At 71.7% G+C, this 23,573-nt stretch carries 22 protein-coding genes; 9 read left to right on the top strand and 13 right to left on the bottom strand.

Annotated elements, in window-relative coordinates; all coding sequences use genetic code 11:
* Nucleotides 1-16: 16 nt before the first annotated feature.
* On the bottom strand, nucleotides 17-640 hold the full coding sequence (locus FHR37_RS23130) for a hypothetical protein (protein ID WP_092882033.1): 624 nt from the start codon (nucleotides 638-640) through the stop codon (nucleotides 17-19).
* 543 nt (nucleotides 641-1,183) lie between these two features.
* On the opposite strand from FHR37_RS23130, the gene FHR37_RS23125 reads away from it, so the two are divergent.
* The 3 genes from FHR37_RS23125 to FHR37_RS23115 all read left to right on the top strand — a co-directional run bounded on the left by FHR37_RS23125 (nucleotide 1,184) and on the right by FHR37_RS23115 (nucleotide 2,928).
* Nucleotides 1,184-1,528: a YbaB/EbfC family nucleoid-associated protein gene (locus FHR37_RS23125; RefSeq protein ID WP_202884556.1), complete on the top strand. Its 345-nt coding sequence runs from the start codon at nucleotides 1,184-1,186 to the stop codon at nucleotides 1,526-1,528.
* A gap of 73 nt (nucleotides 1,529-1,601) precedes the next feature.
* A complete protein-coding gene (gene recR, locus FHR37_RS23120; protein ID WP_092882035.1) occupies nucleotides 1,602-2,201 on the top strand; it encodes a recombination mediator RecR in 600 nt (199 codons plus the stop codon).
* Between the two features lie 154 nt (nucleotides 2,202-2,355).
* Nucleotides 2,356-2,928: a DUF5063 domain-containing protein gene (locus FHR37_RS23115; protein ID WP_092882437.1), complete on the top strand. Its 573-nt coding sequence runs from the start codon at nucleotides 2,356-2,358 to the stop codon at nucleotides 2,926-2,928.
* Nucleotides 2,929-3,038: 110 nt separating this feature from the next.
* Here FHR37_RS23115 and FHR37_RS23110 read toward each other — a convergent pair whose 3' ends face one another.
* The 6 genes from FHR37_RS23110 to FHR37_RS23085 form a co-directional block, all read right to left on the bottom strand.
* Entirely contained in the window at nucleotides 3,039-3,458 is a 420-nt protein-coding gene (locus FHR37_RS23110) for a VOC family protein (RefSeq protein ID WP_092882037.1), read from the bottom strand.
* A 5-nt stretch (nucleotides 3,459-3,463) separates the two neighbouring features.
* Entirely contained in the window at nucleotides 3,464-3,898 is a 435-nt protein-coding gene (locus FHR37_RS23105) for a helix-turn-helix domain-containing protein (protein ID WP_092882039.1), read from the bottom strand.
* Nucleotides 3,895-4,470 (bottom strand): GtrA family protein, encoded by a 576-nt coding sequence (locus FHR37_RS23100; protein ID WP_175542390.1) that lies wholly within the window; start codon nucleotides 4,468-4,470, stop codon nucleotides 3,895-3,897. The genes FHR37_RS23105 and FHR37_RS23100 overlap by 4 nt, the downstream gene beginning before the upstream one ends.
* A 64-nt stretch (nucleotides 4,471-4,534) precedes the next feature.
* Complete coding sequence (locus FHR37_RS23095) at nucleotides 4,535-5,296, bottom strand: decaprenylphospho-beta-D-erythro-pentofuranosid-2-ulose 2-reductase (RefSeq protein WP_092882439.1); 762 nt, start codon at nucleotides 5,294-5,296, stop codon at nucleotides 4,535-4,537.
* 46 nt (nucleotides 5,297-5,342) lie between these two features.
* Nucleotides 5,343-6,725, bottom strand: a complete 1,383-nt coding sequence (locus tag FHR37_RS23090; protein ID WP_092882041.1) for an FAD-binding oxidoreductase — start codon at nucleotides 6,723-6,725, stop codon at nucleotides 5,343-5,345.
* On the bottom strand, nucleotides 6,715-7,641 hold the full coding sequence (locus FHR37_RS23085) for a decaprenyl-phosphate phosphoribosyltransferase (protein WP_092882043.1): 927 nt from the start codon (nucleotides 7,639-7,641) through the stop codon (nucleotides 6,715-6,717). The genes FHR37_RS23090 and FHR37_RS23085 overlap by 11 nt, the downstream gene beginning before the upstream one ends.
* Nucleotides 7,642-7,883: 242 nt before the next feature.
* On the opposite strand from FHR37_RS23085, the gene FHR37_RS23080 reads away from it, so the two are divergent.
* Nucleotides 7,884-9,203 carry an aspartate kinase gene (locus tag FHR37_RS23080; protein WP_092882045.1) on the top strand — a complete coding sequence of 440 codons (1,320 nt, stop codon included), beginning with the start codon at nucleotides 7,884-7,886 and terminating at the stop codon, nucleotides 9,201-9,203.
* Here the strand turns inward: FHR37_RS23080 and FHR37_RS23075 are convergent.
* Both FHR37_RS23075 and FHR37_RS23070 read right to left on the bottom strand, forming a co-directional pair.
* Nucleotides 9,200-9,796, bottom strand: a complete 597-nt coding sequence (locus tag FHR37_RS23075; protein WP_175542391.1) for a phosphoribosyltransferase family protein — start codon at nucleotides 9,794-9,796, stop codon at nucleotides 9,200-9,202. The genes FHR37_RS23080 and FHR37_RS23075 overlap by 4 nt on opposite strands.
* A 20-nt stretch (nucleotides 9,797-9,816) precedes the next feature.
* On the bottom strand, nucleotides 9,817-11,502 hold the full coding sequence (locus FHR37_RS23070) for a DHA2 family efflux MFS transporter permease subunit (protein WP_092882049.1): 1,686 nt from the start codon (nucleotides 11,500-11,502) through the stop codon (nucleotides 9,817-9,819).
* A 173-nt stretch (nucleotides 11,503-11,675) separates the two neighbouring features.
* Between FHR37_RS23070 and FHR37_RS23065 the strand changes: the two genes are divergently transcribed.
* Nucleotides 11,676-12,776 carry a GNAT family N-acetyltransferase gene (locus FHR37_RS23065; protein WP_139238845.1) on the top strand — a complete coding sequence of 367 codons (1,101 nt, stop codon included), beginning with the start codon at nucleotides 11,676-11,678 and terminating at the stop codon, nucleotides 12,774-12,776.
* On the opposite strand, the gene FHR37_RS23060 is transcribed toward FHR37_RS23065, so the two are convergent.
* Entirely contained in the window at nucleotides 12,722-14,008 is a 1,287-nt protein-coding gene (locus FHR37_RS23060; RefSeq protein ID WP_092882053.1) for a DUF418 domain-containing protein, read from the bottom strand. The genes FHR37_RS23065 and FHR37_RS23060 overlap by 55 nt on opposite strands.
* A gap of 63 nt (nucleotides 14,009-14,071) precedes the next feature.
* Between FHR37_RS23060 and FHR37_RS32675 the strand changes: the two genes are divergently transcribed.
* Both FHR37_RS32675 and FHR37_RS23050 read left to right on the top strand, forming a co-directional pair.
* Nucleotides 14,072-15,049, top strand: a complete 978-nt coding sequence (locus FHR37_RS32675) for a DprA-like winged helix domain-containing protein (RefSeq protein ID WP_139238846.1) — start codon at nucleotides 14,072-14,074, stop codon at nucleotides 15,047-15,049.
* 10 nt (nucleotides 15,050-15,059) lie between these two features.
* A complete protein-coding gene (locus FHR37_RS23050) occupies nucleotides 15,060-18,059 on the top strand; it encodes a glycine--tRNA ligase (protein ID WP_237768633.1) in 3,000 nt (999 codons plus the stop codon).
* Between the two features lie 21 nt (nucleotides 18,060-18,080).
* On the opposite strand, the gene FHR37_RS23045 is transcribed toward FHR37_RS23050, so the two are convergent.
* Nucleotides 18,081-18,500, bottom strand: coding sequence for an ester cyclase (locus FHR37_RS23045; RefSeq protein WP_092882057.1), 420 nt, complete (start codon nucleotides 18,498-18,500; stop codon nucleotides 18,081-18,083).
* A 137-nt stretch (nucleotides 18,501-18,637) separates the two neighbouring features.
* Complete coding sequence (locus FHR37_RS23040; protein WP_330831767.1) at nucleotides 18,638-20,695, bottom strand: ABC transporter substrate-binding protein; 2,058 nt, start codon at nucleotides 20,693-20,695, stop codon at nucleotides 18,638-18,640.
* 382 nt (nucleotides 20,696-21,077) lie between these two features.
* Here FHR37_RS23040 and FHR37_RS23035 point away from each other — a divergent pair, with 382 nt between their 5' ends.
* Together FHR37_RS23035 and FHR37_RS23030 are read left to right on the top strand one after the other, a co-directional pair.
* Nucleotides 21,078-21,623 carry a DoxX family protein gene (locus FHR37_RS23035; protein WP_092882061.1) on the top strand — a complete coding sequence of 182 codons (546 nt, stop codon included), beginning with the start codon at nucleotides 21,078-21,080 and terminating at the stop codon, nucleotides 21,621-21,623.
* A 117-nt stretch (nucleotides 21,624-21,740) separates the two neighbouring features.
* A complete protein-coding gene (locus FHR37_RS23030; protein ID WP_237768634.1) occupies nucleotides 21,741-22,346 on the top strand; it encodes a GNAT family N-acetyltransferase in 606 nt (201 codons plus the stop codon).
* On the opposite strand, the gene FHR37_RS23025 is transcribed toward FHR37_RS23030, so the two are convergent.
* Nucleotides 22,335-23,351, bottom strand: a complete 1,017-nt coding sequence (locus tag FHR37_RS23025; RefSeq protein ID WP_092882063.1) for an amidohydrolase family protein — start codon at nucleotides 23,349-23,351, stop codon at nucleotides 22,335-22,337. The genes FHR37_RS23030 and FHR37_RS23025 overlap by 12 nt on opposite strands.
* Nucleotides 23,352-23,573: the final 222 nt, after the last annotated feature.

The raw sequence follows: 23,573 nt of genomic DNA, 5'->3' as shown, positions 1-23,573 counted from the left end.
GGACCCCGCGACGAGATCACCGTCCCGTCACCGGCCGAATGCCGTAGGCGGTGCGCAGCAGGTCGCCGGCGCCGAACCGCTCCCGGTCGAGCTTCACCGCCACCCCCACACCCGGCGCGGCGAGCCAGAACGCGATGGTGCCGTCGTGCCAGCCGGGCTGCCCGTGCTGCTTGAACGGGTCGAGCCGCCAGGTGGCGGGATCGCGCTCGTAGTAGTCGGTGAGGTAGTCGCGCAGCGCCCCCGCGCTGGTCAGCGACTCCCCGCGCAACACGTCGACGGTCAGGTCGACCTGGTAGCCGCCGTCCGCGTCCGGTCCGCTCTCCCAGACCCGGCTGCGGTGCGCGACCTCCTCCCACTCGAACGCGAAGTCGGTGACGAGCTCACCAACCCCCGCCGGGACCGACCCGACGAGGAAGCCGTCCAGCGGCCGCCGGGCGGTGTAGTCGTCGTCATCGTCGTTGGTGCCCACCCAGGTGGCGCACGGAGCCTGGTTGCCGGTGCAGCGGTCCACAACGCCCCTGAGCTCCGCGTCGGGCATCGCATTGGCGATGCGGACAGTGGTCGCCGCCTGCGCGGGAGCGACGGCCACACCGAACACGCAGACGGTGGCGCCGAGCGTCGCACTCAGCGCGGCGGTCATTCGCGCGGACCGGCGAAGCCGACGCCGGTCCGGAACCGATCCGGCGACAGGTGGCCGCGCGGCGACGTCCGGCCCAGCGCGGAACGAGCGGAGGCGGAAGGAGCGCGCCTGGAAAGGGCGAGCGAGGAAAGAGCGAGCGAAAGGCGACGGGGTGAGCGGGGTCGTGGCCGGCATGGCATTCCTCCGAGCGTGCGGACGGGACTGAGCGGTCGCGATTCATGCTCGGCGGAGCGGCGGGCCGGCCGCGTCGGCTGCTCATCGGCTGTGGAGAAACTCGCCGGCAGGGCGGTTGTGGACAAAAAGCCGGCGACCGACGATCGGGCCGGCGGGGTGTCCCGAGAGGTCTCGCGGCGGACTCGGGCACGGACGGCAGAAGGGACCGGCATCCCTCCTGGGGGTGCGGCATCGTAGGCTCGTCGTACGCCGGTCGGTTCGTCTCGGACAGGGCCCGTGCGAGGCCCGTCCGGGCCTGCGTACGGCGGTGTCGGGTGAAGATTCTCCGGTGTGAAAAAAGCTTCGCGGCCCAAGACGAGGGAGATCATCTTGTTCCCTGGCGGAACGCCCGACATGCAGCAGCTACTCCAGCAGGCGCAGCAGATGCAGCAGGACCTGATGTCCGCCCAGGAGGAACTCGCCCAGACCGAGGTCAAGGGCACCTCCGGAGGCGGTCTTGTGACCGCGACCGTCAACGGCGTGGGCGAGCTCCAGGGCATCGAGATCAAGCCCGAAGCCGCCGACCCGGACGACACCGAGACGCTGTCCGACCTGGTGGTGGCCGCCGTCCGGGACGCCGCCAACAACGCGCGCGAGCTGGCCTCGCAGAAGTTGGGACCTTTGGCCCAGGGACTCGGTGGCGGTATGCCGGGCGGCCTGGGACTGCCCGGCTAGGCCGAGACGGCGGCGAGCCGGCCCGCACCCAGGCGGGCGGAAGCCGCACAGCCGCGAGAGAGCAGAGGTACGCATGTACGAGGGCGTGGTCCAAGACCTCATCGACGAGCTCGGTCGGCTGCCCGGGATCGGCCCCAAGAGCGCCCAGCGCATCGCGTTCCACCTGCTCGCGGCCGACCCGATCGACGTCCGGCGACTGGCCGAGGTGCTCGTCCAGGTCAAGGAGAAGATGCGCTTCTGCGAGGAATGCGGCAACGTCGCCGAGCAGGAACGCTGCCGCATCTGCCGCGACACCCGCCGTGACCCGTCGGTGCTGTGTGTGGTGGAGGAGGCGAAGGACGTCGTGGCGATCGAACGCACCCGGGAGTACCGCGGTCGTTACCACGTTCTCGGTGGTGCGATCAGCCCGATCGAGGGCATCGGGCCGGACGACCTGCGGGTGCGGGAACTCATGCAGCGCCTGGCCGACGGGACCGTGCAGGAGGTCATCCTGGCGACCGACCCCAATCTCGAGGGTGAGGCGACGGCGACCTACCTCGCGCGCATGCTGGGTCCCATGGGCCTGCGGGTGACCCGCCTCGCCAGCGGCCTGCCGGTGGGCGGTGACCTGGAGTACGCCGACGAGGTCACCCTCGGCCGGGCGTTCGAAGGAAGGAGACTGCTCGATGCCTGACGTGAACGGTCGGCCTGACGTGAACGGCCGGGGTGCCGAGCGGTCGGCGCGCCGCCCGCGCAGCGGCTCGCGTGCATCGCGCGGTGCGAAGGCCGGCGCGGCGACCGGTCCGAGAGCCGGCACGGAGGTCCGGACGGAGACGGGGGGAAGTGAGATGACGACGACAAGGTTCGACGAGGCACCCACCGGCAAGACGCCGCCCAGTGAGGTGGAGGACTTCGCGCAGGAGATCGCCGACCAGGTGGAGAGCTTCCTCATCGCTCTGCGCGAGATCGCCCGGGCGGAGGACCTCGCGACCGGTGTGCCCATGCTGCTGCTCGAGGTGAGTCAGCTCATGTTGGCCGGCGGCCGGCTGGGCGCGATCAGCGACGTCGTGCCCGTCGACCGCTTCGAGCCGGACGCCGGGCCCGACCCCGACCTCGACGAGTTGCGCGAGCGGCTCGGCTACCTCCTCACCGACGTCGACCTCTACACCGAGGTGTTCGACCCCTACACCCAGCCGCCGGAGCTGCTCAACGGCCGGCTGTCCGACGACCTGGCCGGAATCGCGGCCTCCCTGGTCCACGGACTCAAGCACCACCGGGCCGGCCGGATCGACGAGGCCCTGTGGTGGTGGCAGTTCTCCTACCTGTCCAGTTGGGGAGCCGAGGCGGGCGCGGTGCTTCGCGCACTGCACTCGGTCATCGCGCACGCCCGGCTGGACTCCGCACGCGAGGACTCCGCCTGACCGGCTGACCGACTGAAAGCCCGGACCCGGCTACACGGCAACGGACCGACCAGACGGGCTGCACAACGCCCGCGGTCGGTCCGTGTCGTTCCGGCTGTCGCTCCGGCTGTTCAGGAAGTCGGCGTCTTGTGCTGGACGAACCGGAAGTGGTTGCCGAACGGGTCCCGCGCGCCGCAGTCGATGCCGTAGTCCCGGTCGGTCGGCTCGTCGGTGAACTCGACCCCCTTGGCACGCAGGGTCTCGTACGTCTTCTGGCAGTCGTCGGTGGTGAAGCCGACGCTGAATCCCAGCGCGCCCTTGGTGACGAGCTCCCTGATCTGCGCGGCGGTGGCCTCGTCGTGCGACGGCGGGCCCGGCTTCTCCAGCAGGATCTCCCGGTCGGAGTCGCCCGGGACGCGCACGGTCAGCCAGCGCATGAAGCCGAGGTCGATGTCGGCGCTGACCTCGAGCCCGAGCTTGCCGACGTAGAAGTCGAGGGCCTCGTCCTGGTCGAGGACGAAGATCTGTGAAATTCGCGTGGTGGTGAACATGCCCCTCAACCTACGGACCCCGGCGTACGGCCGCTTCTCCGAAACTGCTCACTGCTCACCCGGGTCCACGCCCGCACGAAACACGACGGGGCGGCCAGCCGAGGCGACTCCGCGCGGTACGCAGAGGGCGACCGGCCCACGATGTCCCGGAACGTCCGGCTGAAGGTGCCGTGACTGCCGAAGCCGACGGCGAAGCAGATCTCGGTCACCGGTGCGTCGGTCTCGCGGAGCAGGAACATCGCGCGCTCGACCCGGCGCCGCTGCAGGTAGCGGTGCGGGGTCTCCCCGAACGTCGCCCGGAATGTCCGGATGAAGTGAGCCGGTGAGACGTGCGCGATCCGGGCCAGCGCGGCGACGTCGAGCGGCTCTGCGTACGCACGGTCCATCGCGTCCCGCGCGCGCAGCATCCGGCGGTTGGACTCCTCGGTCGCCCGGCTCATCCCTGGCTCCCGCTCCCGGCGCGTTCCGGCTCGGCCTCGGGCTCGGATCCGGACTCCGCATCGGCCCCGGGCTCGGCGACGGGCACCGGCAGCCCCGTGTGCGGATCGACCGGCGGCAGCTCCGGCGGCAGGAAGACCCACTTCTGGTACGCCCAGAAGCGGAACAGCGTGCCCAGCCCGAGCCCGACGACGTTCGCCGAGAGGTTGTACGCGAGCGGTCCGTGCAGTCGCAGAACGTAGTAGGTGAACCCGACCACCGCGAGCGCGATCGCCAGGCCGACGGCGTTCAGCGCGAAGTAGAGGAGGTACTCCTTGGCCAGGCTGTGCCGCGCCCGGTGCCGCCAGGTCCAGAACCGGTTGCCGAGGAAGGCGACCGTCGCGGCGATGGCCACCGAGACCGCCTTGGAGGCGAGCGGCTCCATCCCGACGCCGAACCGCAGCAGGTTGGAGCCGGCGATGTCGACGACCGCGGCGGCGGCACCCACGGTCCCGAACTTCGCCACCTCGGCGAGCGCGACCTCGAACCGCTCCCACAGGGTCCGCAGGGTCCGCTCGGTCCTGACCAGTCTCACCCGTCGCAATCTACCCAGGTCGCGGACCGTGCAGGCCCCCGCGGGGCGGAGCTCAGCCCGGGGCTCAGCCGGGCAGGCGGCGCCAGACCGCGCGCGGCGCGAACCGGAGTACGCCGAACACCAGGCGTAGCTTCGCCGGCGCCCACACCGTCTCCCGGCCCTGGGCGAGCCCGGTGACGACGGCCTGCGCGACCTCCTCGGGCCCGGTGGCGAAGGGCGCGTCCGGGAGCCCCGTGGTCATCCGGGTACGCACGAAGCCGGGCCGGACCACCATCACCCGCGCACCGGAACCCGCGAGCGCGTCGCCGAGCCCCTGCGCGAACCCGTCCAGCCCGGCCTTGGCCGCGCCGTAGACGTAGTTGGCCCGGCGGACCCGCACCCCGGCCACCGACGACAGCACGACCAGCGTCCCGTGCCCCTGAGCGCGCAGAAGGTTGGCGACCGCGAGCCCGAGGCTGACGTGCCCGGCGAAGTTGACCACCGCCGCGTCGGCGGCGCTTTCGGGGTCCTGTTCGTACGCCGGGGTGGAGCCGAGCACGCCGGCCGCGTCGATCACGACGTCCAGGTCGCCCAGCCGGGCGGCGGCGGCCTCGACCACCGACTCGTGCGTGTCCGGGCGGGCGACGTCGAACTCCAGCCCCTCGACCAGCGTCGCGCCGCACTCCCGCAACCGGGCCACCACGTCGTCGTCGGGCTTGCCGCCCCGGACGGCGAGCAGCACCGAGCGGGCGCCGGCCTCGACCAGGCGGCGCACGACGGCCAGGCCGATCTCGCTGCGGCCACCGAACAACAGCACGGTGTCCACGCCGCCCACGGCGTTCTTCACGACGGTCTCCTTCGTCCGGGTCCTACGGCGTTGGTCCATCACGCGGTCACAGCCCGAGCCGCCGGGCGAGGTCGGAACGCAGCACGCCGTCCGGGTCGACCCGCGCCCGGACCGTCCGCCAGGCGTCCAGCCGCGGATACATCGCGGGCAGCAGGTCGGCGCGCAGGGTGGAGTCCTTGGCGAGGTAGACCCGCCCGCCGGCGGCGACCACCCGCTGGTCGAAGTCGCGCAGCATGCCGGGCAGCCGCCGGTCGCCGAGCGGGATGTCCAGGGCCAGCGTCCAGCCGGGCATCGGGAACGACAGCGGCGCGGGGTTGCCCGGGCCGAACCGCTTCAGGACGGCCAGGAACGACGCCACCCCCGCCTGGGACAGATCCCGTACGACCGAGCGCAGGGTGTCCTCCGCGCCGAACGGCACCACCAGCTGGTACTGCACGAACCCGCGCCGCCCGTACAGCCGGTTCCACCCGCGCACCCCGTCCAGCGGGTGGAAGAAGGAGGGGATCGAGGCGACCTCGCCGCGGCGTTCGCGAGGCGCGCGGCGGAACCACAGCTCGTTGAACGCCCGGACCGAGCCCCGGTTGAGCAGCCCGGACGGCACCCAGGGCGGGGCGGCCAGCGGTGAGCGCGGCGCGAACCCCAGCGGGTCCCGTCCCGCCGACCGGCCGAGGTGCGCTGGGTCCGCGTGCGACCCGCGGGTCAGCACGCTGCGTCCGGTCGCCGCGCCGCGGGCCAGCAGGTCGATCCAGGCGACGGTGTAGTGGTAGCGGTCGTCGGTGGCGGCCATCACCGCGAGTGCCTCGTCCAGGTTGGCGGCGCGTTCGGTGTCCACGACCATCCGCGACGTGCGGACCGGCAGGCACCGGAACGTCGCCGCGGTGATCACACCGGTGAGCCCCATCCCGCCGACCGTCGCCCAGAACAGCTCCGGGTCGTTCCCGGGGGCGTTGTCGGGAGTGAGGACGACGAGCTTGCCGCCGGGCAGCGCCAGCGTGAGGTCGACCAGCGCGGCGCCGAACGAGCCGTCGACGTGGTGGTTCTTGCCGTGCACGTCGGCCGCGACCGCCCCGCCCACGGTGACGTGCCGGGTGCCCGGGGTCACCGGGACGAACCAGCCGAGCGGCAGCAGGTCGCGCATCAGCTGGTCCAGGCCGAGGCCCGCGGACGCGCTGACGATGCCGTGCTCGGCGTCGATGGTGCGGGACGGGGCCAGACCGGTGCAGTCGAGGACCAGGCCACCGGCGTCCTGGGCGGCGTCGCCGTAGGAACGGCCGAGGCCGCGGGCGATCACCCCCCGCTCGGGTGGGTCGGCCAGCGCGGCGGCCACCTCCTCCGCCGACCGGGGGCGCAGCACCCGCGCGGCCGTGGGGGACGTACGCCCCCAGCCGGTGAGCAGCCGCGGTTCGCCCGAAGCCGGGTCAGAACGCATACACACCCACCCCGAGGCAGGCGACCACGAGCAGCCCGGACACCAGCAGCATCCGGTCGTCGAAGACGATCTCCTCCGGCGCCTCGCCCGAGCCGCCGTCGACCAGCATCGCGTACCGCAGGATTCCCACCGCGAACGGCACGATCGACAGCCCGAACGCGACCTTCGACAGCCCCTCGTGGAGTTCGAACGCCCACAGGCAGTACGCCACCAGCAGGGCGCCGGACGTGGTGGCCCGGACGTAGCCGAGGAACTCCCGGGTGTAGGAGCGCAGCGTGAGCCGGGACCCGCCGAGCTCGGGGTTGGCCAGGCCGGCGTTGCGCAGCTCGGCCTCCCGCTTGCCGGCGACGACGAACAGCGAGCCCAGTGTGGCCACGGTGAGGAACCAGCTGGACACCTCGACGTGCACCGCCGCCGCGCCCGCGACGGCCCGCAGCACGAACCCCGCGGCGACGCTCACCAGGTCGACGATCGCGAGGTGCTTCAGCCACAGGGAGTAGGCGGTGGTGAGGGCGACGTACGCGGCGATCACCGCGGCCAGCTCCCAGCCGCCGGTGAGCAGGGACAGCGCGACCCCGAGCACCAGGAACGCGACCCCCAGCGCGTACGCCAGGCCGACGGGGACGACCCCGGCGGCGACCGGGCGGCTGCGCTTGCGGGGGTGCACCCGGTCGGCCACCGCGTCGCGGGCGTCGTTGACGAGGTAGGTGCCGCTGGCCGCCAGGCAGAAGGCGACGAACGCGAGGACGACGTCGAGCACCGCGCTGGGCCGGCCGAGGACGCCGGCCGCGGCGGGGGCGGCCAGCACCAGGAGGTTCTTGACCCACTGCCGGGGCCGGCAGGTGCGGACGAGACCGCGCAGCCGCCCGGGCGGGGCCGGGGCGGCGGCCGTACGCCGGGGGGCGGTGGTCGTCACGCAGGCATCCTAGAGTCTGTCCCGCCGCCGGCCCCGTGGATCATGGCCGCCGCGCGGCGTATCCGTACCTTCGGAACCCTCTCGGCATCTGGACGCTCCGACCGCCAGGTGGGCACCTCGCTAGACTGTCGCCCGTGACCGGCACCGGTCAGCAGACCCGGTGGTGCCGTGCACACACCGCCGTCCCGGCCGGTGCCCCCACCGGTGCGGGAGTAGTCCGATCCGCTGAGCAGGAGCATCCCGTGGGCCTTGTCGTGCAGAAGTACGGCGGGTCGTCGGTGGCCGATGCCCAAGGCATCAAGCGAGTCGCGCAACGCATTGTGGCGACCAAGAAGGCCGGCCACGATGTCGTCGTGGTCGTCTCGGCCATGGGCGACACCACCGACGAACTCACCGATCTCGCTCAGCAGGTGACCCCGCTCCCGCCGCCGCGGGAGTTCGACATGCTGCTCACCGCGGGTGAGCGGATCTCGATGGCCCTGCTGGCGATGGCGATCGCGCAGTTGGGCCAGGTGGCGAAGTCCTACACGGGCAGCCAGGCCGGAGTGCTCACCACGTCCCAGCACGGGCGGGCGAAGATCATCGACGTCACGCCGGGCCGGATCCGGCAGGCGCTGGACGAGGGCGCGATCGCGATCGTCGCCGGCTTCCAGGGCGTCTCCCAGGACACCAAGGAGATCACCACCCTGGGCCGCGGCGGCTCCGACACCACCGCGGTGGCGCTGGCCGCCTCGATGGGCGCCGACGTGTGCGAGATCTACACCGACGTCGACGGTGTCTTCACCGCCGACCCGAGGATCGTGCCGACCGCCCGCCGCATCCCGCGGATCAGCTACTCCGAGATGCTGGAGATGGCGGCCTGCGGCACCAAGATCCTGCACCTGCGGTGTGTGGAGTACGCCCGCCGCTACCAGATCCCGATCCACGTCAGGTCGTCGTTCAGCAACAAGATCGGTACCTGGGTCGCCGATCCGGAGATCGTGGAGACCGCCCGGCGCGCCCACGTCACCGACACGCCGGACCCCCTCGAGGAGGCCGAGATGGAACAACCGATCATTTCCGGGGTCTCACACGACCGCACCGAGGCCAAGATCACGGTGGTGGCCGTCCCCGACAAGGTGGGCGAGGCGGCGCACATCTTCAAGACGCTGGCCGACGCCGAGATCAACATCGACATGATCGTGCAGAACGTCTCCGGCGTGGCCACCGGCCGTACCGACATCTCCTTCAGCCTCCCCCGGGTCGACGGCCAGCAGGCGATGACGTCGCTGGCCAAGATCAAGGACACCGTGGGGTACGAACAACTGCTCTACGACGACCGGATCGGCAAGGTCTCGCTGATCGGCGCCGGGATGCGCACCAACCCCGGTGTGGCGGCGCGGTTCTTCCAGGCGATCTCGGAGGCGGGCGTCAACATCGAGATGATCTCCACCTCCGAGATCCGGGTGTCGGTCGTGGTCGACGAGGACGGCGTGGACGCCGCGGTCGCGGCCGCCCACCACGCGTTCGACCTGGACGCCACCGAGGTCGAGGCGGTCGTCTACGGCGGCACCGGCCGCTAGGCCTGGGTCAACGGCTCGCCGGCGGCGCAGCGCGGACACGTCGCCGGCTCCCACAGGAAGCTGTCGGCCTCGGCGAGTGCCTCGACGCGGGCTCCTCCGATGCTCGCCGGCCGGGTGTCCGGTGGTCCGAGGCGTAGCAGCGCGCCCACCACCACGGGCTCACCGCCGCCGGTCGTCACGCTGTCCAGGGTCGCGCGTACGGCCGAACCGGCGTTGACCACGTCGTCGACGACCGCGACCCGGCGACCGCTCAGGTTGGCACCGTCGGGCAGGGCGTACGCCGCGGAGAAGAGCACGCCGGCCTCGGGAGCACGCACCCGCTGCGTCCAGTGGAACTCCACGCCGAGTTCGCGGGCGAGCAGCTGGGCGAGGAAAGCGCCGCCGGTGAGCGGGCCGCAGACCGCGTCCGGGTCGTACGCGCGAAGCCGGTCGGCAAGCGCCGTCACGAGGGGCGGGAGATCGCCCGGCCGCCGGAAGACTCCGTCCAGGTCGTCCAGCCAGACGTCGCCGTGGTACCCCGACTCCAGGCGGAAGTGGCCGTTCCGTGCGCCGGCGAGCCGCAGCAGGAAATCGGCCCCGAGGTGGTCGATCATCCGGTGATCGTCGCAGCTGCTCATCCGGAGTGGGCGGCCGTACCCGCGTCGCTGGTTGCGCGGTGGCGTCCGTTCGCGTGCGCCCTCGGCCGCATCGCCAGGCAGGCGACCACCCCCGCGACGAGCACGACCACCGGCAGCAGCAGGGTGGTCCGCATCGCCGCCGTGAACGCGTGGTCGAAGACGCTCGCGCCCAGCTGACGCAGCTGGGCGGCCGCGGCGGACGGGATGCCGGGTGGCAGCGGGGCCCGGGCGGCGGCGGAGAAGTCGCCGTTGCCGGCGGCCGCCTTGGCGAACCCCTGCTCGAACTGTTCGCGGTAGGGAGCGGGCAGCTTGGCGGCCGCGGTCGCCGCCTGGGCCGGTAGTTCGACGGCGAGCCGGGCCTGCAGCAGCACCCCGATGGCGGCGCTCCCGATCACGCTGCCCACCTGCCGTGAGGTGTTGAAGATGCCCGAGCCGGCGCCGATCAGCCGTGGGTCCAGGCCGGAGGTGGCGAGGTTGGCCAGCGGGGAGAAGATGCAGCCGACGCCGAGTCCGGACACCACGAAGGCCGGGGTGAGCGCCCAGCCGGTGCTGTCGTAGTGCGCCAGCATGGTCAGCATCAAGATGCCGAGGGCGAACGTCGCGATGCCGCCGGCGACGATCCACTTCCCGCTGATCCGGTCCGACATCCGCCCGGCGAACGGAGCGACCACGCCGGACACGAACGACAACGGCGCGGTGATCAGGCCGGACATGATCGCCGAGTAGCCCAGCACCGACTGGATGTAGATCACCAGCGGCAGGAACATCCCCGCCATCGTGAACCCCACCGTGATGTTGGCGAGGTTCGACATGGAGAAGTTGCGGTGCCCGAACACCGACAGCGGCAGCAGCGGCTCGTTGCGGTTGACCCGCTGCCACACCACGAACGCCACCAGCAGGAGAACGCCCACCCCGATGATCTCGGGCACGGTGACCGGTCCGGCGATCGTGCCCCAGTCGTAGCGCTGCCCCTCCTGCAGGCCGAAGACCACGCAGAAGAGCCCGACGCTGCTGAGGGCGATGCCGAGCGGGTCGAAGCTGTGGCTGTGCCGGGGCTGCCAGTCCGGCACCAGGATCAACGTCGCCACGACGGCCAGGACGCCGATCGGCACGTTGACGAAGAAGATCCACTCCCAGCCGAGGGTCTGGACGAGGACGCCGCCGAGCAGTGGGCCGGTGATGGTGGCGACCCCGGCCACCGCGCCCCACAGGCCCATCGGCGCGCCCCGCTTGCTGGGCGGGAACAGCCGGGTGATGAACGCCATCGTCTGCGGCGTCATCGCGGCCGCGCCGAGGCCCTGGACGGCGCGGGCGACGATCAGCACGGCGGCGCTGCCGGCGAACCCGCAGGCGGCCGAGGCCAGGGTGAAGACGACCAGCCCGCCGAGGAAGAGCCGCTTCGGCCCGAACCGGTCGCCGAGCCGGCCGGTGAGCAGCAGCGGCACGGCGTAGGTGAGCAGGTAGACGCTGTTGATCCAGATGACCTCGGACAGGCTGGCGTTCAGGCCCCTGATCATCGCCGGGATCGCGATGTTCACGATCGTGGTGTCCAGCATGATCATGAAGAACCCGGCGCACAGGGCGGCCAGGGCCAGCCAGGGCCGGTCCACCTCGCCGGACGCGCCGCCGCCCGGCCCGCCCGGTCCGCCGGCCGCGGAGTGTCGCGCGATGGGTCCGCTCATCCGGTCGTCTCCTCGGTCCTTCCGGCTCGTCGGTGTTCGGTTCGTAGGTGTTCGGCGCCAACTCATAGTTGACATCAAGCCGGAGCCGGTCGGCCAGCCCACGCTCCCGGACGCGGCGAGGCAACCGGAAAACCCCGCGCCCGCCGGGGGTGCGCGGCCGTACCCTGCCGACCATGAACGCCGACGCCGACTCCGCCGACGTACGCGAAGCCGCCCAGCCGCCCGCGGCACCTGAGGACAGCGTGCCCGAGACCACCGACAGCGAGCCGAGGCGAAGCTGGGACGACCCGGCGGTCCGGCCGATCGGGTCCGGCGACCTGCCTGCCTGGGTGGAGCTGCTGCGCGCGGTGGAGATCGTGGACGACCAGGGTGAGCACTACGACGCGGAGGACCTCGCCGAGGAGATGTCCGACGCCACACGGAGTGCCGCCGACGACACCCGCGCGCTGTGGGACGGCGACCAGATGGTCGGCTACGCGGTGGTGCACGCCCGGCCGGGCGCGCAGGAGACGGACCGGATCCGGCTGGAGGGCGCGGTGCACCCGCTGTGGCGGCGGCGCGGCCTCGGCACCCGGCTGCTGGACTGGATGTGCGAACGCGGCCGGCAGGCGCACACGCAGAAGAACCCCGCCGTCCCGGGGGTGCTCACCACCGGGACCGGCGCGGGCAACGCCGGTGCGCGCACGATGCTGGAGCGGTCCGGGTTCGCCCCCGCCCGCTACTTCTTCGGGATGCAGCGGGTGCTGGCGGAGCCGATCCCGGCGGCGGAGCTTCCGGCCGGGCTCACGCTCACCACGTTCCGCCCCGAACTCGACGGCGCGCTGCGCGCCGCGCACAACGAGGCGTTCCTCGACCACTGGGGTTTCCAGCCGCGGGACGAGGAGGTGTGGCGAATCTGGGTGACCGGCTCGCGGTCGTTCCGGGGCGCGACGTCCCACCTGCTGCTGGACGGCGACCGGATCGCGGCGTACGTCCTCACCTACGAGTACGAAGCCGACACCCTCGCCACCGGTATCCGCGACTGCTACATCGGTCAGGTCGGCACCCGCCGGGAGTACCGCGGCCGCGGCGCCGCCCGCGCGCTGCTCAGCCGCACTCTGGTCGCGGCCCGCGACGCCGGGTTCGACGAGGCCTCGCTCGGTGTGGACTCGGTCAACCCCACCGGTGCGCTCGGTCTGTACGAACGCCTCGGCTTCCGCACCCGGCGGGAGTGGGTCAACTACGACCTGGCGCTGGACGGGGCAGCCGGCGAAGGGGAGGCGGCGCGGCCGTAGACGATCCGGCGGAGCAGCCACTCCGCCGGACCACGCCGGCCGTGCCGGGCCAGCCAGGCAGCGCCGAGCACGGTCACCAGCCAGGTCGCGACCGCCAGCAGGGCTGTCGCGGCGCTGCCCAGCCGGGCACCGAGCCCGAGCCCCCACGGTGACAGCAGCGGGACCAGGACGACCGACTGGGCGAGGTAGCACGACAGCGACCGCGCGCCGCAGGCCGCCAAGCCCGGAATCAGCACAGGGATCAGCACAGGGATCACCCGACCGGGGATGTCGGCCCGGGTGACCCGGGCCGCGACCAGCCCGGCGAGGGCGGCCAGGCCCAGACCGCCGGCCACGCCCGTCCCGGTGTGCAGCACCGCGAGTCCGAGGTCGACGCCCAGCGAGGACGTCGGCAATGCCCCGGCCACCACCAGCGCGAACGGGATCCCGCCCAGCACGCCGACGCCGACCCCGAGCCCGGCCGCCCACCGCAACGCCCGCAGGTGCCGGTCCGGCTGGTCGAGGTAGCCGCGCCGGCCGGCCCACACGCCCAGGCAGATCGGGACGAGCATGCCGAGCGCGCTGACCGGCGTGGCCGGCAGCCACTCGCCCAACCGGAGCGCGGCCGCCGTCAGCGCGGACGGCTCGGCGGCCGACCGCAGGTAGGTGGCGCCGGGTTCGGGTGGCACGCCGTACGTCGCGCCGACCGCGAGGAACGGGATGCCGAGCACGGCGGCGGTGAGCAGCAGCCGGCCGTTGCTCATCGCGAGCAGGGTGAGGATCACCAGCCCGGCCAGGCCGTACGCGCCGAGCACGTCCCCGGACAGCAGCGCCACCGCGTGCACCAGGCCGATGCCGAGCAGGGCGAGGTGCCGGCGGCGCAGCAGCCGCCGGAGGGCGGCGTGGGTCGTGCCCGCGCCGAGTTGCCGGCGGACGATCGACACCACGCCGTAGCCGAGCAGCGCGGCGAACATGGGGTACGCCCGGCCGTCGACGAACGCCGTGGTCGCGAACGTCACCAGCCGGTCCGCCCAGCCGGTCTCGGCGAGGTGGCCGCGCAGGCTCAGCGGCCGGTCGTACAACAGAACCGGCGCGTTGGCCAGCGCGATCAGCAGCAGCATCGCGCCCCGGGCGAGGTCGGGCGCCAGGTGGCGTTCGGCCGCGCCGACCGGTCCGCGCGTCCCAGGAGGTCCGGCCACGTCCTGGGCGGGGCGCAGGTCGAGACGCCCCACGAGTGGATCGAGACGTCCCATACGTGCTGAATGTACGGGACGGCCTCACGGCGGTACTCGCATTCGCGGCCTACCGTTGTCGCCGTGAGACGTCGACCGTTGCTCCTCTTCCTCGTCGTGGCGGCGGTCGCCCTCGTCCCCTGGATCGGCTTCCTGCTGGTGACCCTGCCCGACCAGTACCAGACCAGGCACTGGCGGCTGGCCTGGGTCGGCTTCGACCTGGCCCTGGTGATCCTGCTCGCCTCGGCGGCGTGGCTGGGCTGGCGGCGGCGCCGGGCGGCGGTGCCGGTCCTGGTGGCGACGGCCGCGCTGTTGTGCTGCGACGCGTGGTTCGACGTCGTACTCGACTGGAACAGCGATGACCGGTGGCTGTCGCTGGCGACCGCGGGCCTGGTCGAGATCCCGATCGCGGTCCTGCTGGCCGTACGCGCACGCACCATCGTCAACGCCCGGGTGGCCTCGCGGGAGCTGACCGTCCACGACATCGAACTCGTGCTGGGCAACCCGTCCGCGCAGCGCCTGCTGACCCTGCTGGGCACCCAGGTGATGACCATCGACGAGCTGACCGCCGAAACCGGGCTGTCGCGGGCGGAGGTGTGGGCGACCCTGGGGGAGCTCTCCCTGGCCGGCTACGTCGAGGCGGTCGGGCCGGGGTGGCGGGAGGTCCCGCTCAACCTGCGCGCGCCCCGGCCCGAGGACATCGCCGAGGCGGACCGGCCCCGGTTCGAGGCGTTCTGGGACGCCAGGCTCGCGCACGAGCTGAACCTGTTCCAACGGGCGTTCCGGCACCCGGAGCGGTACGGCCCGTGGGCCCAGGGCTCGCGGGCGCGGCTGCTGCTGTCCCGGGCCGAGCTGCGGCGGTTCGCCGAGGAGTATCTCGAGCTGCTGGACCGCTACCAGCTCCTGCACGCCCAGGACAGCGGCGCCGGGGACGGCGACGGAGAGGTCCGGGCGGTCGCGCTCCGCTTCTACGCCTTCCCGGAGAACCTCCTGGCCGCGGAACCCGACGGCGGGTCCGAGCGCGGAGTCCCGGTCGACAGCCCCAGCCCGGAGCCCCTCTAAGGTGGGCCGCGTGGCAACTGTGGTGACGATGCAGGACGCGCTCCTCGCGCTGACGAACTACTGGACCGAGCGCGGCGCGATGATCGTGCAGCCCTTCAACACCGAGGTCGGAGCGGGTACGTACAACCCCGCCACGATCCTCCGGGTGCTGGGGCCGGAGCCGTGGCGGGTGGCGTACGTCGAGCCGAGCGTCCGCCCCGACGACGCGCGGTACGGCGAGAACCCCAACCGCCTGCAGACCCACACCCAGTTCCAGGTGATCCTCAAGCCCGACCCGGGTGACCCGCAGGAGGTCTACCTCGGCAGCCTGGGCGCGCTCGGCATCGACGTGGACGCGCACGACATCCGGTTCGTCGAGGACAACTGGGCGTCCCCGGCGCTCGGCGCGTGGGGCCTGGGCTGGGAGGTGTGGCTGGACGGCCTGGAGATCACCCAGTTCACGTACTTCCAGCAGGCCGGCGGCAAGAACCTCGACCCGGTGTCGGTGGAGATCACCTACGGCATCGAGCGGATCCTGATGGCGCTGCAGGGCGTCGGCCACTTCAAGGACATCGCCTACGCGCCCGGTATCTCCTACGGCGAGGTGTTCGGCCAGTCCGAGTACGAAATGAGCCGGTACTACCTCGACGACGCCGACGTGGCCACCAACTGGCGGCTGTTCGAGGACTACGAGGGGGAGGCCCGCCGGTGCATCACCGAGCGGCTGCCGGTACCCGCGCACAACTTCGTGCTGAAGTGCTCCCACGTCTTCAACGTGCTCGACTCCCGCGGCGCGATCAGCACCACCGAGCGGGCGAACGCCTTCGGCCGGATGCGCTCGCTGGCCCGCCAGGTCGCCACGCTGTGGGCCGAACGCCGGGAGGAGCTGGGCAACCCGCTCGGCCTGGTCGAGCCGCCGCCGCTCGCGCAGGCGCCGGCCGAGGACTCCGCGTACCCCACGATCGACGAGCCGTCGACGCTGCTGTTCGAGCTCGGCACCGAGGAGCTTCCGCACGCGGAGGTACGCCGGACCGCCGAGGCCGTCCGCGAGGGGCTGACCAGCCGGCTCGCCGGCACCCGGCTGACCCACGGTGAGGTCCGCACCTACGCCACGCCGCGGCGAGTCGTCGCGGTCGTGGAGGCGGTGGCCCCGCACGAGCCGGACGCCGAGCGCACGGTGCGCGGCCCGAAGGTCGCCGCCGCCTACGACGCCGACGGCAACCCGACCAAGGCGGCGCAGGGGTTCGCCCGCGGCCAGGGCGTGGACCCCGCCGACCTGACCCGGATCGAGCAGGGCGGCACGGAGTACGTCGCCGCCGTGCGCACTGACGTCGGCCGGCCGGCCGCACGGGTGCTGTCGGAGCTGCTCGGCTCGCTGGTGGCCGACCTGCGTTCGGACACCAACATGCGCTGGAGCGACCCGAAGCTGTCGTTCACCCGCCCGATCCGCTGGCTGCTGGCCCTGCTCGGTGAGCAGGCCGTTCCGGTCGCGGTCTCCGCGCTGGCCTCCGGCACCACCACCCGGGTGCGGCGTACGGCGGCGGAGCCGGTCGTGACCGTGCCGTCCGCCGACGGCTACCTCGACTTCCTGCGCCGGCACGAGATCACCGCCAGCCCGGACGAACGCCGCGAGCTCGTCGTGGCCGCGTCCCAGGCGCTGGCCGCGCAGGTGGGCGGCGTGATCGACCTGGAGGGCGAGGCGGCCCTGGTCGAGGAGATCGTCAACCTGGTCGAGCACCCGGTGCCGCTCCTGGGCTCGTTCTCGGCCGACTACCTCGACCTGCCGGCGGAGATCCTCACCACGGTGATGCGCAAGCACCAGCGCTACCTCCCGGTGCGCGCTGCCGACGGCACGCTGCTGCCGCACTTCGTCGCGGTCGCCGACGGTTCCTGTGACGCCGACGTGGTGCGCGCCGGCAACGAGGCGGTGCTGCGGGCACGGTATGAGGACGCGGCGTTCTTCTGGCGGGCCGACCTGGAGGTGCCGCCGGAGCAGCACCGCGCCGGGCTCGCCAAGCTGGCGTTCGAGAGCCGTCTCGGCTCGATGGCCGAACGCGCCGACCGGATCTCCGCGGTGGCGGGCCGGCTCGGTGAGCTGGTGTCGGTCTCCGGCGACGACGCGACCGCGCTTGCCCGGGCGGGTGAGCTGACGAAGTTCGACCTGGGCTCGCAGATGGTCGTCGAGCTGACCTCGCTGGCCGGGACGATGGCCCGCGAGTACGCCGTGCGCGCGGGGGAGACCGAGGCGGTAGCCGCCGCGCTGTACGACATGGAGCTGCCCCGTGCCGCCGGTGGCCCGCTGCCGGCGACCCGCCCGGGCGCCCTGCTCGCGCTGGCGGACCGGCTGGACCTGCTGGCCGGACTGTTCGCGGTCGGTGCCAACCCGACCGGAAGCTCCGACCCGTTCGCGTTGCGGCGGGCCGCGCTGGGCGTGGTGAGCATCCTGCGCGACCGGGCCGACCTCGCCGCGGTGACGGTGGAGCGTGGGCTTTCGCTGGCCGCCGAGCGGATCCGGGCTCAGGGCGTCGAGGTGCCCGACAAGGCGCTGGCCGACGCGGGGGAGTTCGTCGTACGGCGGTACGAACAGCAGTTGCTGGACGCCGGGCACGAGTACACCCAGGTGCAGGCGGTGCTGCCGCTGGCGGGGACGCCTGCGCTGGCCGACCAGACGCTGCGGGAGCTGTCCCGGCGTACGTCCGACCCGGCGTTCGCCGACGTGGTGGCGGCGCTGCAGCGGGTGCGGCGGATCGTGCCGGCCGACGTGGCCGGCGGCTACGACCCGGCCGCGCTGACCGAGCCGGAGGAGCTGGCGCTGCACCAGGAGCTGGGCAAGGTCGCCGACGCTCTCGGGACGGACTACTCCCTGGCGGAGTTCGCGGACGCGGTCGGCGGGCTGGTCGGGCCGGTCAACGCGTTCTTCGACGCGGTGCTGGTGATGGCCGACGACCCGGCGGTACGCGCCGCCCGGTTGGGGCTGCTGGCCTCGATCCGTGACCTGGCCGCGCCGGTGCTCGACTGGGACGCCCTGTAGAGCTCGAACCGCCTGGCAAGGTCAGATGAGCGCCACGGCGTTCAGCTGGCGGAGCAGGCTGAGCTCGTCGGACAACGTGGTGACCGCGCTGACCCGGCCGCCGGACACGGTGAGCAGGTCGACCACCCGGATCTCCACCATCCGCCCGGTCGGTGCGACCGGGCCGAGCGGGGTGGCCAGCGCACCTACGTGCCGTCCCCGCATCCGGACCGCCAGCGCGATCCGGCCGTCGGACTCGAACGTCTCGATGATCTCCGTCGTACGGCCTTCGTAGGTTTCCTGCAGGGCCAGCGCCCGGCTCACCAGGTCCGGCACGGCCAGCTTGACGTCGTTGACCACCACCGGGTCGGCGTACACCGCGTGGAAGGCGGTCTCGGCCGCCGCCCAGTCGACGATCGGTTCGTCCCACAGCCGCAGGATCTGCCTGACGAAGGAGTTCATGGCAGCAGTCTGCGGCCGCGGAACCCGGTGAGGACGCAGCCAGAACGCCCGACTTGGAAGGCCGAAGGCCACGTCGCCGAGGGCCCCGCCGCGTCGCCGGAGGGCCCCGGCCGCGTGGCCGGGGCCCTCCGGTGACCTCAGGTGGTGTGCTTGTCGGGGTTCTGCCAGAAGTACGTCTCCGGGTCGTACACCGCGGGCGTCGGGTGCTGCCACGGGTTGACGAAGCCGCCCTGGGTGAGGTTCTCCTTGCGGGGCACGTTGCGCAGGTCCTTGTGGGCCAGCATGACCGCCGGGGTGTTGGCCACCGTGCCCATGAAGAACGGTCCCTCGTCGATGTGGATCTTCACGATCTCGAACGCGAGCCGGCGCCGCTTGAGCTCGTCCGGCTCCAGCTTGGCCTGGTCGTACAGCTTCCACAGCCGCTCGATCGGGCCGCCCTTCTCCGGCGCCATTCGCGGCGGGGTGCGCTTGAACGGGTCGACGTCGAGCTGTTCCTTCTCCGCCGCCGTCCCGCGCAGGTTGAACATCTGCCCCTCCAGCGGAGCCCACCGGCTGGACTCGACCGGCACCAGCCAGGCGACCTGGGCGAAGTGGTCAGGTCCGTTGCTGACCTCCCACGCGCACTGGGAGGCCAGTCGGCCGTTGGCCCACTGGTCGCCGTAGCCCTCGGGTGCGACCGGGTTGAGTTTGACCGTCAGGCCGACCGCTTCCCAGTCCCGCTTGAGCATGTTGTTCTTCTGCTGGTGCTCGTCACCGGTGTCGGCGGGATAGTCCAGCCGGATCGCCAGCGGGCTGCCGTCGGGCATCTCCCGCTTGCCGTCGCCGTTGGTGTCCTTGACGCCGAGCTCGTCAAGCAGCGCTTTCGCCTTGGCCGGGTCGTACTTCACGTAGGAGTCGCGCCACTGCTTGTAGATCTTCTGACCCTCGGCGCCGGACTGGTACTCCCCGGCCTTCGGGCTCATCGTCCCGGTGGTGAGTTCGCCGGTGTTGAAGTAGATCTGCTTTCGGGCGTCCGCGCGTTTGAAGGCGTACGACAGCGCCTGGCGGAACTTCGGCTTGCGGACGAGGGCCCGCATCTTCGGGTCCTGGTAGTCGTAGTTGAAGAAGAACATCGAACCGGTGCCGGTTCCGCTGTCCCAGAAGAAGGTGTCCATCCCGCTGCGCTTCTGGGTCTGTTTGAAGCCCGACACGTCCCCGAGCGTCAGCCCGGTGAACGGGCCGTGGACGTAGTCGACCTTGCCCTGCTGGATCTGCAGCTTGCCGACCTCGACGTCCTTGTTGGCACGGAAGGTGATCTGGTCGACGTTGGGCAGCTGGCGGCCCTCCCGGTCGACGACCCAGTAGTAGGGGTTGCGTTCCCAGACGGCCTGGCGGCCCTCCTTGTAGGACTTGAGGACCCAGCCGGTCATGACGGGGCAGCCGGGCGTCTGCACCTGGTTGCGCTTCTTCTCGAACTCGCCGTCGGCACTGGCCCAGTTCTTCGGCGCGGACTTGTTGTAGCGCGGGTGATACTGCTTCAGGTAGTGCTTGGGCTCCATCCAGGTCGAACCGTTGCCACGATTGACGTACCCCGCCAGCCGGATCGGCGTGAGCGGTGCCGGCGCGTCGTAGGAGAGGACGAGGGTGTTCTCGTCCGGTGCGGTCATCTTCATCACGGTGCCCTTGCCCGACCGTGCCTCGTCGGGCGGGACCTCGGTGTGCTCGGTGTTGAGGACCATGTCCTCCCACCAGAACATGATGTCCGCCGTCGTCCACGGCTGTCCGTCGGACCAGTGCAGCCCCTTGCGGAAGTGCAGCGTCCACTCCGAGGCGTCGGCGTTGGACTCGAAGCTCTCCACCAGACCGGGACCGATGTCCAGGGCATCGTTGAGGAACCGCAGCAGGGAGTGGCCGTACATGTACTCCAGGATCTGCAGGTCGTTGGTCTCCGGAACGAGGACGTTGAGGTTTCCGCCGTACTTCGCGGGCTCGAGCCACTTGTGCGGAACGACGTACGGGCTGGAAGGGACTCGCTTCGCCACCTCCGGGAGCTTGCCGGCCTTCACCTGGTCGGCCAGCATCGGCGCCTCGGTGAGCTTCTTCGGCGGTGAGAGCGGCTTGCGCTCCGAGCCCTTCCCCGAGGTCGCCGCCGACTTGCTCGCCTTGGGTTGTGCGCCCTGTTCACCGCCTCCCGAGGAGCACGCGCCGAGTGTCACGGCACCGGCGGTGAGGCCTGCGCCGTAAAGGAATGTGCGCCTGTCCAGCATCCTGTCGTCTCCGCTTTCGTCGACTGCAAATACAAGCTCCCCGCATGGAGCAACGAGCTTCCGTACGTGGAGCTACGCCGGGAAGTGTTCAGGTTCTGACTGGGAGACGCGCCGCACTGTCCTCACCTGGTCGGCCGGCAACCGGTGTTGGCCGCTCCTGATGCCTTGACCGCACGCCATCGCCATGGATTCAGGTCCGGTGCTTCGGCGCTCACGTCAGGAAGTGATCGCTGAGCGGGCGTGCGGAACCCGGTTGCCAACCGCGCCACCCATAGTGGATAGTACGAGTATCCATAAACGGATAGTTTAACTATCTACTGTGAGGTACCCAGTGATCGAAGTCCTGCTCGTCTCCGCTCTGCTCGTCTTCCGCGCCGTCGGTGCGCTGGGTGTACGCCGGTTCCGCACCTGGCCGGCGAGCGCCGCGCACGCCTTGGCGGTCATGCTCCTCGTCACCGCCAGCGCCCACTTCGTGCCGGCGGCCGTGACCGCGATGCCGAACCACGGGGACCTGGTCGCAATGGTGCCGCCGATCGTGCCGTTCCCCGACGCGGTCGTGTATCTCACCGGCGTGCTGGAGCTACTCGGCGCCGCCGGTCTGGTGGTCGTGGCGACGCGCTGGTCCGCGGCGGTCGGCCTGACGGCGCTGTTCGTCCTGCTCCTTCCGGCGAACGTCTACGCCGCTCTTGCCGACGTGCCGTTCCAGGGGCACGCGCCCACGCCCCTGGGGCTACGCGTCGCCGAACAGGTCCTCTACCTCGCGGTCGCCGTCTGGGTGGCCCGTTCGGCTGATCCCGCACCCGCCCGGCGCGTACTGCACGTACTCCACCCGCGCCGGCCCCAGGCGACGCCGGAGCCGGCCACCGGCCGGTCGTGAGGGCGTTGGCGAACCCACCCAGAAGAGGAGTGCCGCCGGGGTCGCGCGTCTCGGCATCGGTCTGCTCATCGCGTGAAAGCCGTTGTGGCGGAGGGTTGCCGTACCGACAATCCTTGGGTGACCAACGAGCTGCCCGTGAGCGCCTTCTCCGTCAAGCCCACCCTGGTCGGGAAGCAGGTGCTGCTGCGGCCCTTCCTCGCGGAGGACACCCCCGTCCTGCGGTCCATGCTCCGTGACGTCGAGATCGCCCGGCTGACCGGCAGTGTGCACGCCGCCGACCAGACCGACCCCTGGGACGAGACGGCCGAGGCGCGGATGCAGGCGTGGTACGGCAGCCGGAACGCGCAGCCGGACCGGCTGGACCTGGCCGTCGTCGATCGGCGCAGTGGCGGGTGTGTGGGTGAGGTCGTCCTGAACCAGTGGGACGAGCCCAACCGCAGCTGCAACATCCGCATCGCGCTCGTGGCCGGCGGTCAGGGCCGCGGTCTGGGTACCGAGGCGATGCGACTGATGGTCGGCCACGGGTTCGAACAGCTCGGCCTGCACCGGATCTCCCTGAACGTGTACGACTTCAATCCCCGCGCCCGACGCGCCTACGAGAAGGTCGGCTTCGTGCAGGAAGGAGCCCGGCGCGACGTGCTGTACGTCGACGGCGGCTGGGAGTCCGACGTGCTGATGAGCATTCTGGCGCCGGACTGGGAACGCCGCCGTTCAGTGCAGTGATGGCCGCGCGACCTGCTCGACGTGATCGATCAGTTCGGTACGCCGCTCCGCCGTGGTGAAGGCAGCTCTGATCGCGTTCCGGGTGATCTGCAGAAGTTGGTCGTTGTCAACCCCGAGTTGCGCAGCGGCGGCATACTCCGCGTCGATGGTCGTCCCGATCTGGACCGGATCGTCGGTCGCCAACGTGACCGGCACTCCGGCGGTCAGTAGCGTGAGCAGTGGATGCTCCTGCGTGGCAGGAAGAACGCCGAACAGTTCGTTACAGGAGAGCGCGACTTCCAACGTCACCTCGCGGTCCAGCAGGAGCTGGGTCAGCGAAGGGTCGTACGCCGCGTGCACACCGTGTCCGATCCGGGTCAGGCCGGGCATGCGCGCGGCGGCCGGGAGGTCGGCGGTGGTCAACTCTCCCGCGTGCGCGGTGATGCCCAGGCCGGCTTCGGCGAGCGGCTCGGCCAGCCGGTATGCGACCGACCAGTCGGCGTCGCTGCCGTACGGCGTGACGATGAAGTCCACCCCGGCCAGACCCTCAGCAGCCGCCCGTACACACGCATCGGCCTTGCGGGCAAGGTAGTCCGCGGGCGCGGTGAGGTCGGCGAAGACCGCGAGCGCTTCGGCGCGCAGGTGAGGATGGACTGTCTGAACCTGGTGTTCGGCAGTACGGAACAGTTCCATGAACCCGTCTCGCAGCACCGAGTCGCCGCCGCAGCGCACCTCGACGTAGCACCCACCGGCACTGGCGTGCTCGGTCAGGATGTCGACGGTGCGCGCCACGAACATCTCGTCGTCGTCGAGCTCCATCAGGATGGGGGCGCTGCCCAGCGAACCCAGCCGGAGCTGCCCGGGTGGAAGCTCCGCCACCAGCCGACGTCGCCAGGCCGCCCAGTCGTAGGGCGGGCGTTCCTCCCGCCGGGCGAGGACGCGGTCCAGCCGCGGGGCGGCTTCCTGGTGAACATGCAGGTCCGCTTTCGGCAGAGCCGCCACCTGGCCGGGGTCGGGCGGTGTCATGTCCGCACGCTAACGACTGCCGGCCCTCGATGGCCGAGTGTTCGCCTCGGGCGTATACGGGTGAGGAAGCCCAACCAGGGCTTGCCGTGTCCGCTACGGTGGTGGCGTGCGAGATAGCAACTAGCCCAGCGCCCGGATTCCGCTTCGCAGCCAGGAGTTCCGGCGCCGCGCCGACGGTGAGTTGCCTGTCGGCGTGTCCTGTGTTGCCTCGTACCTTCGTCT

This window comes from Actinopolymorpha cephalotaxi (assembly GCF_013408535.1).
In the GTDB taxonomy this organism is placed as follows: domain Bacteria; phylum Actinomycetota; class Actinomycetes; order Propionibacteriales; family Actinopolymorphaceae; genus Actinopolymorpha; species Actinopolymorpha cephalotaxi.
The sequence above is the reverse complement of the archived record's forward strand: the minus strand, read 5'-3'. Positions and strand labels throughout refer to the sequence as shown.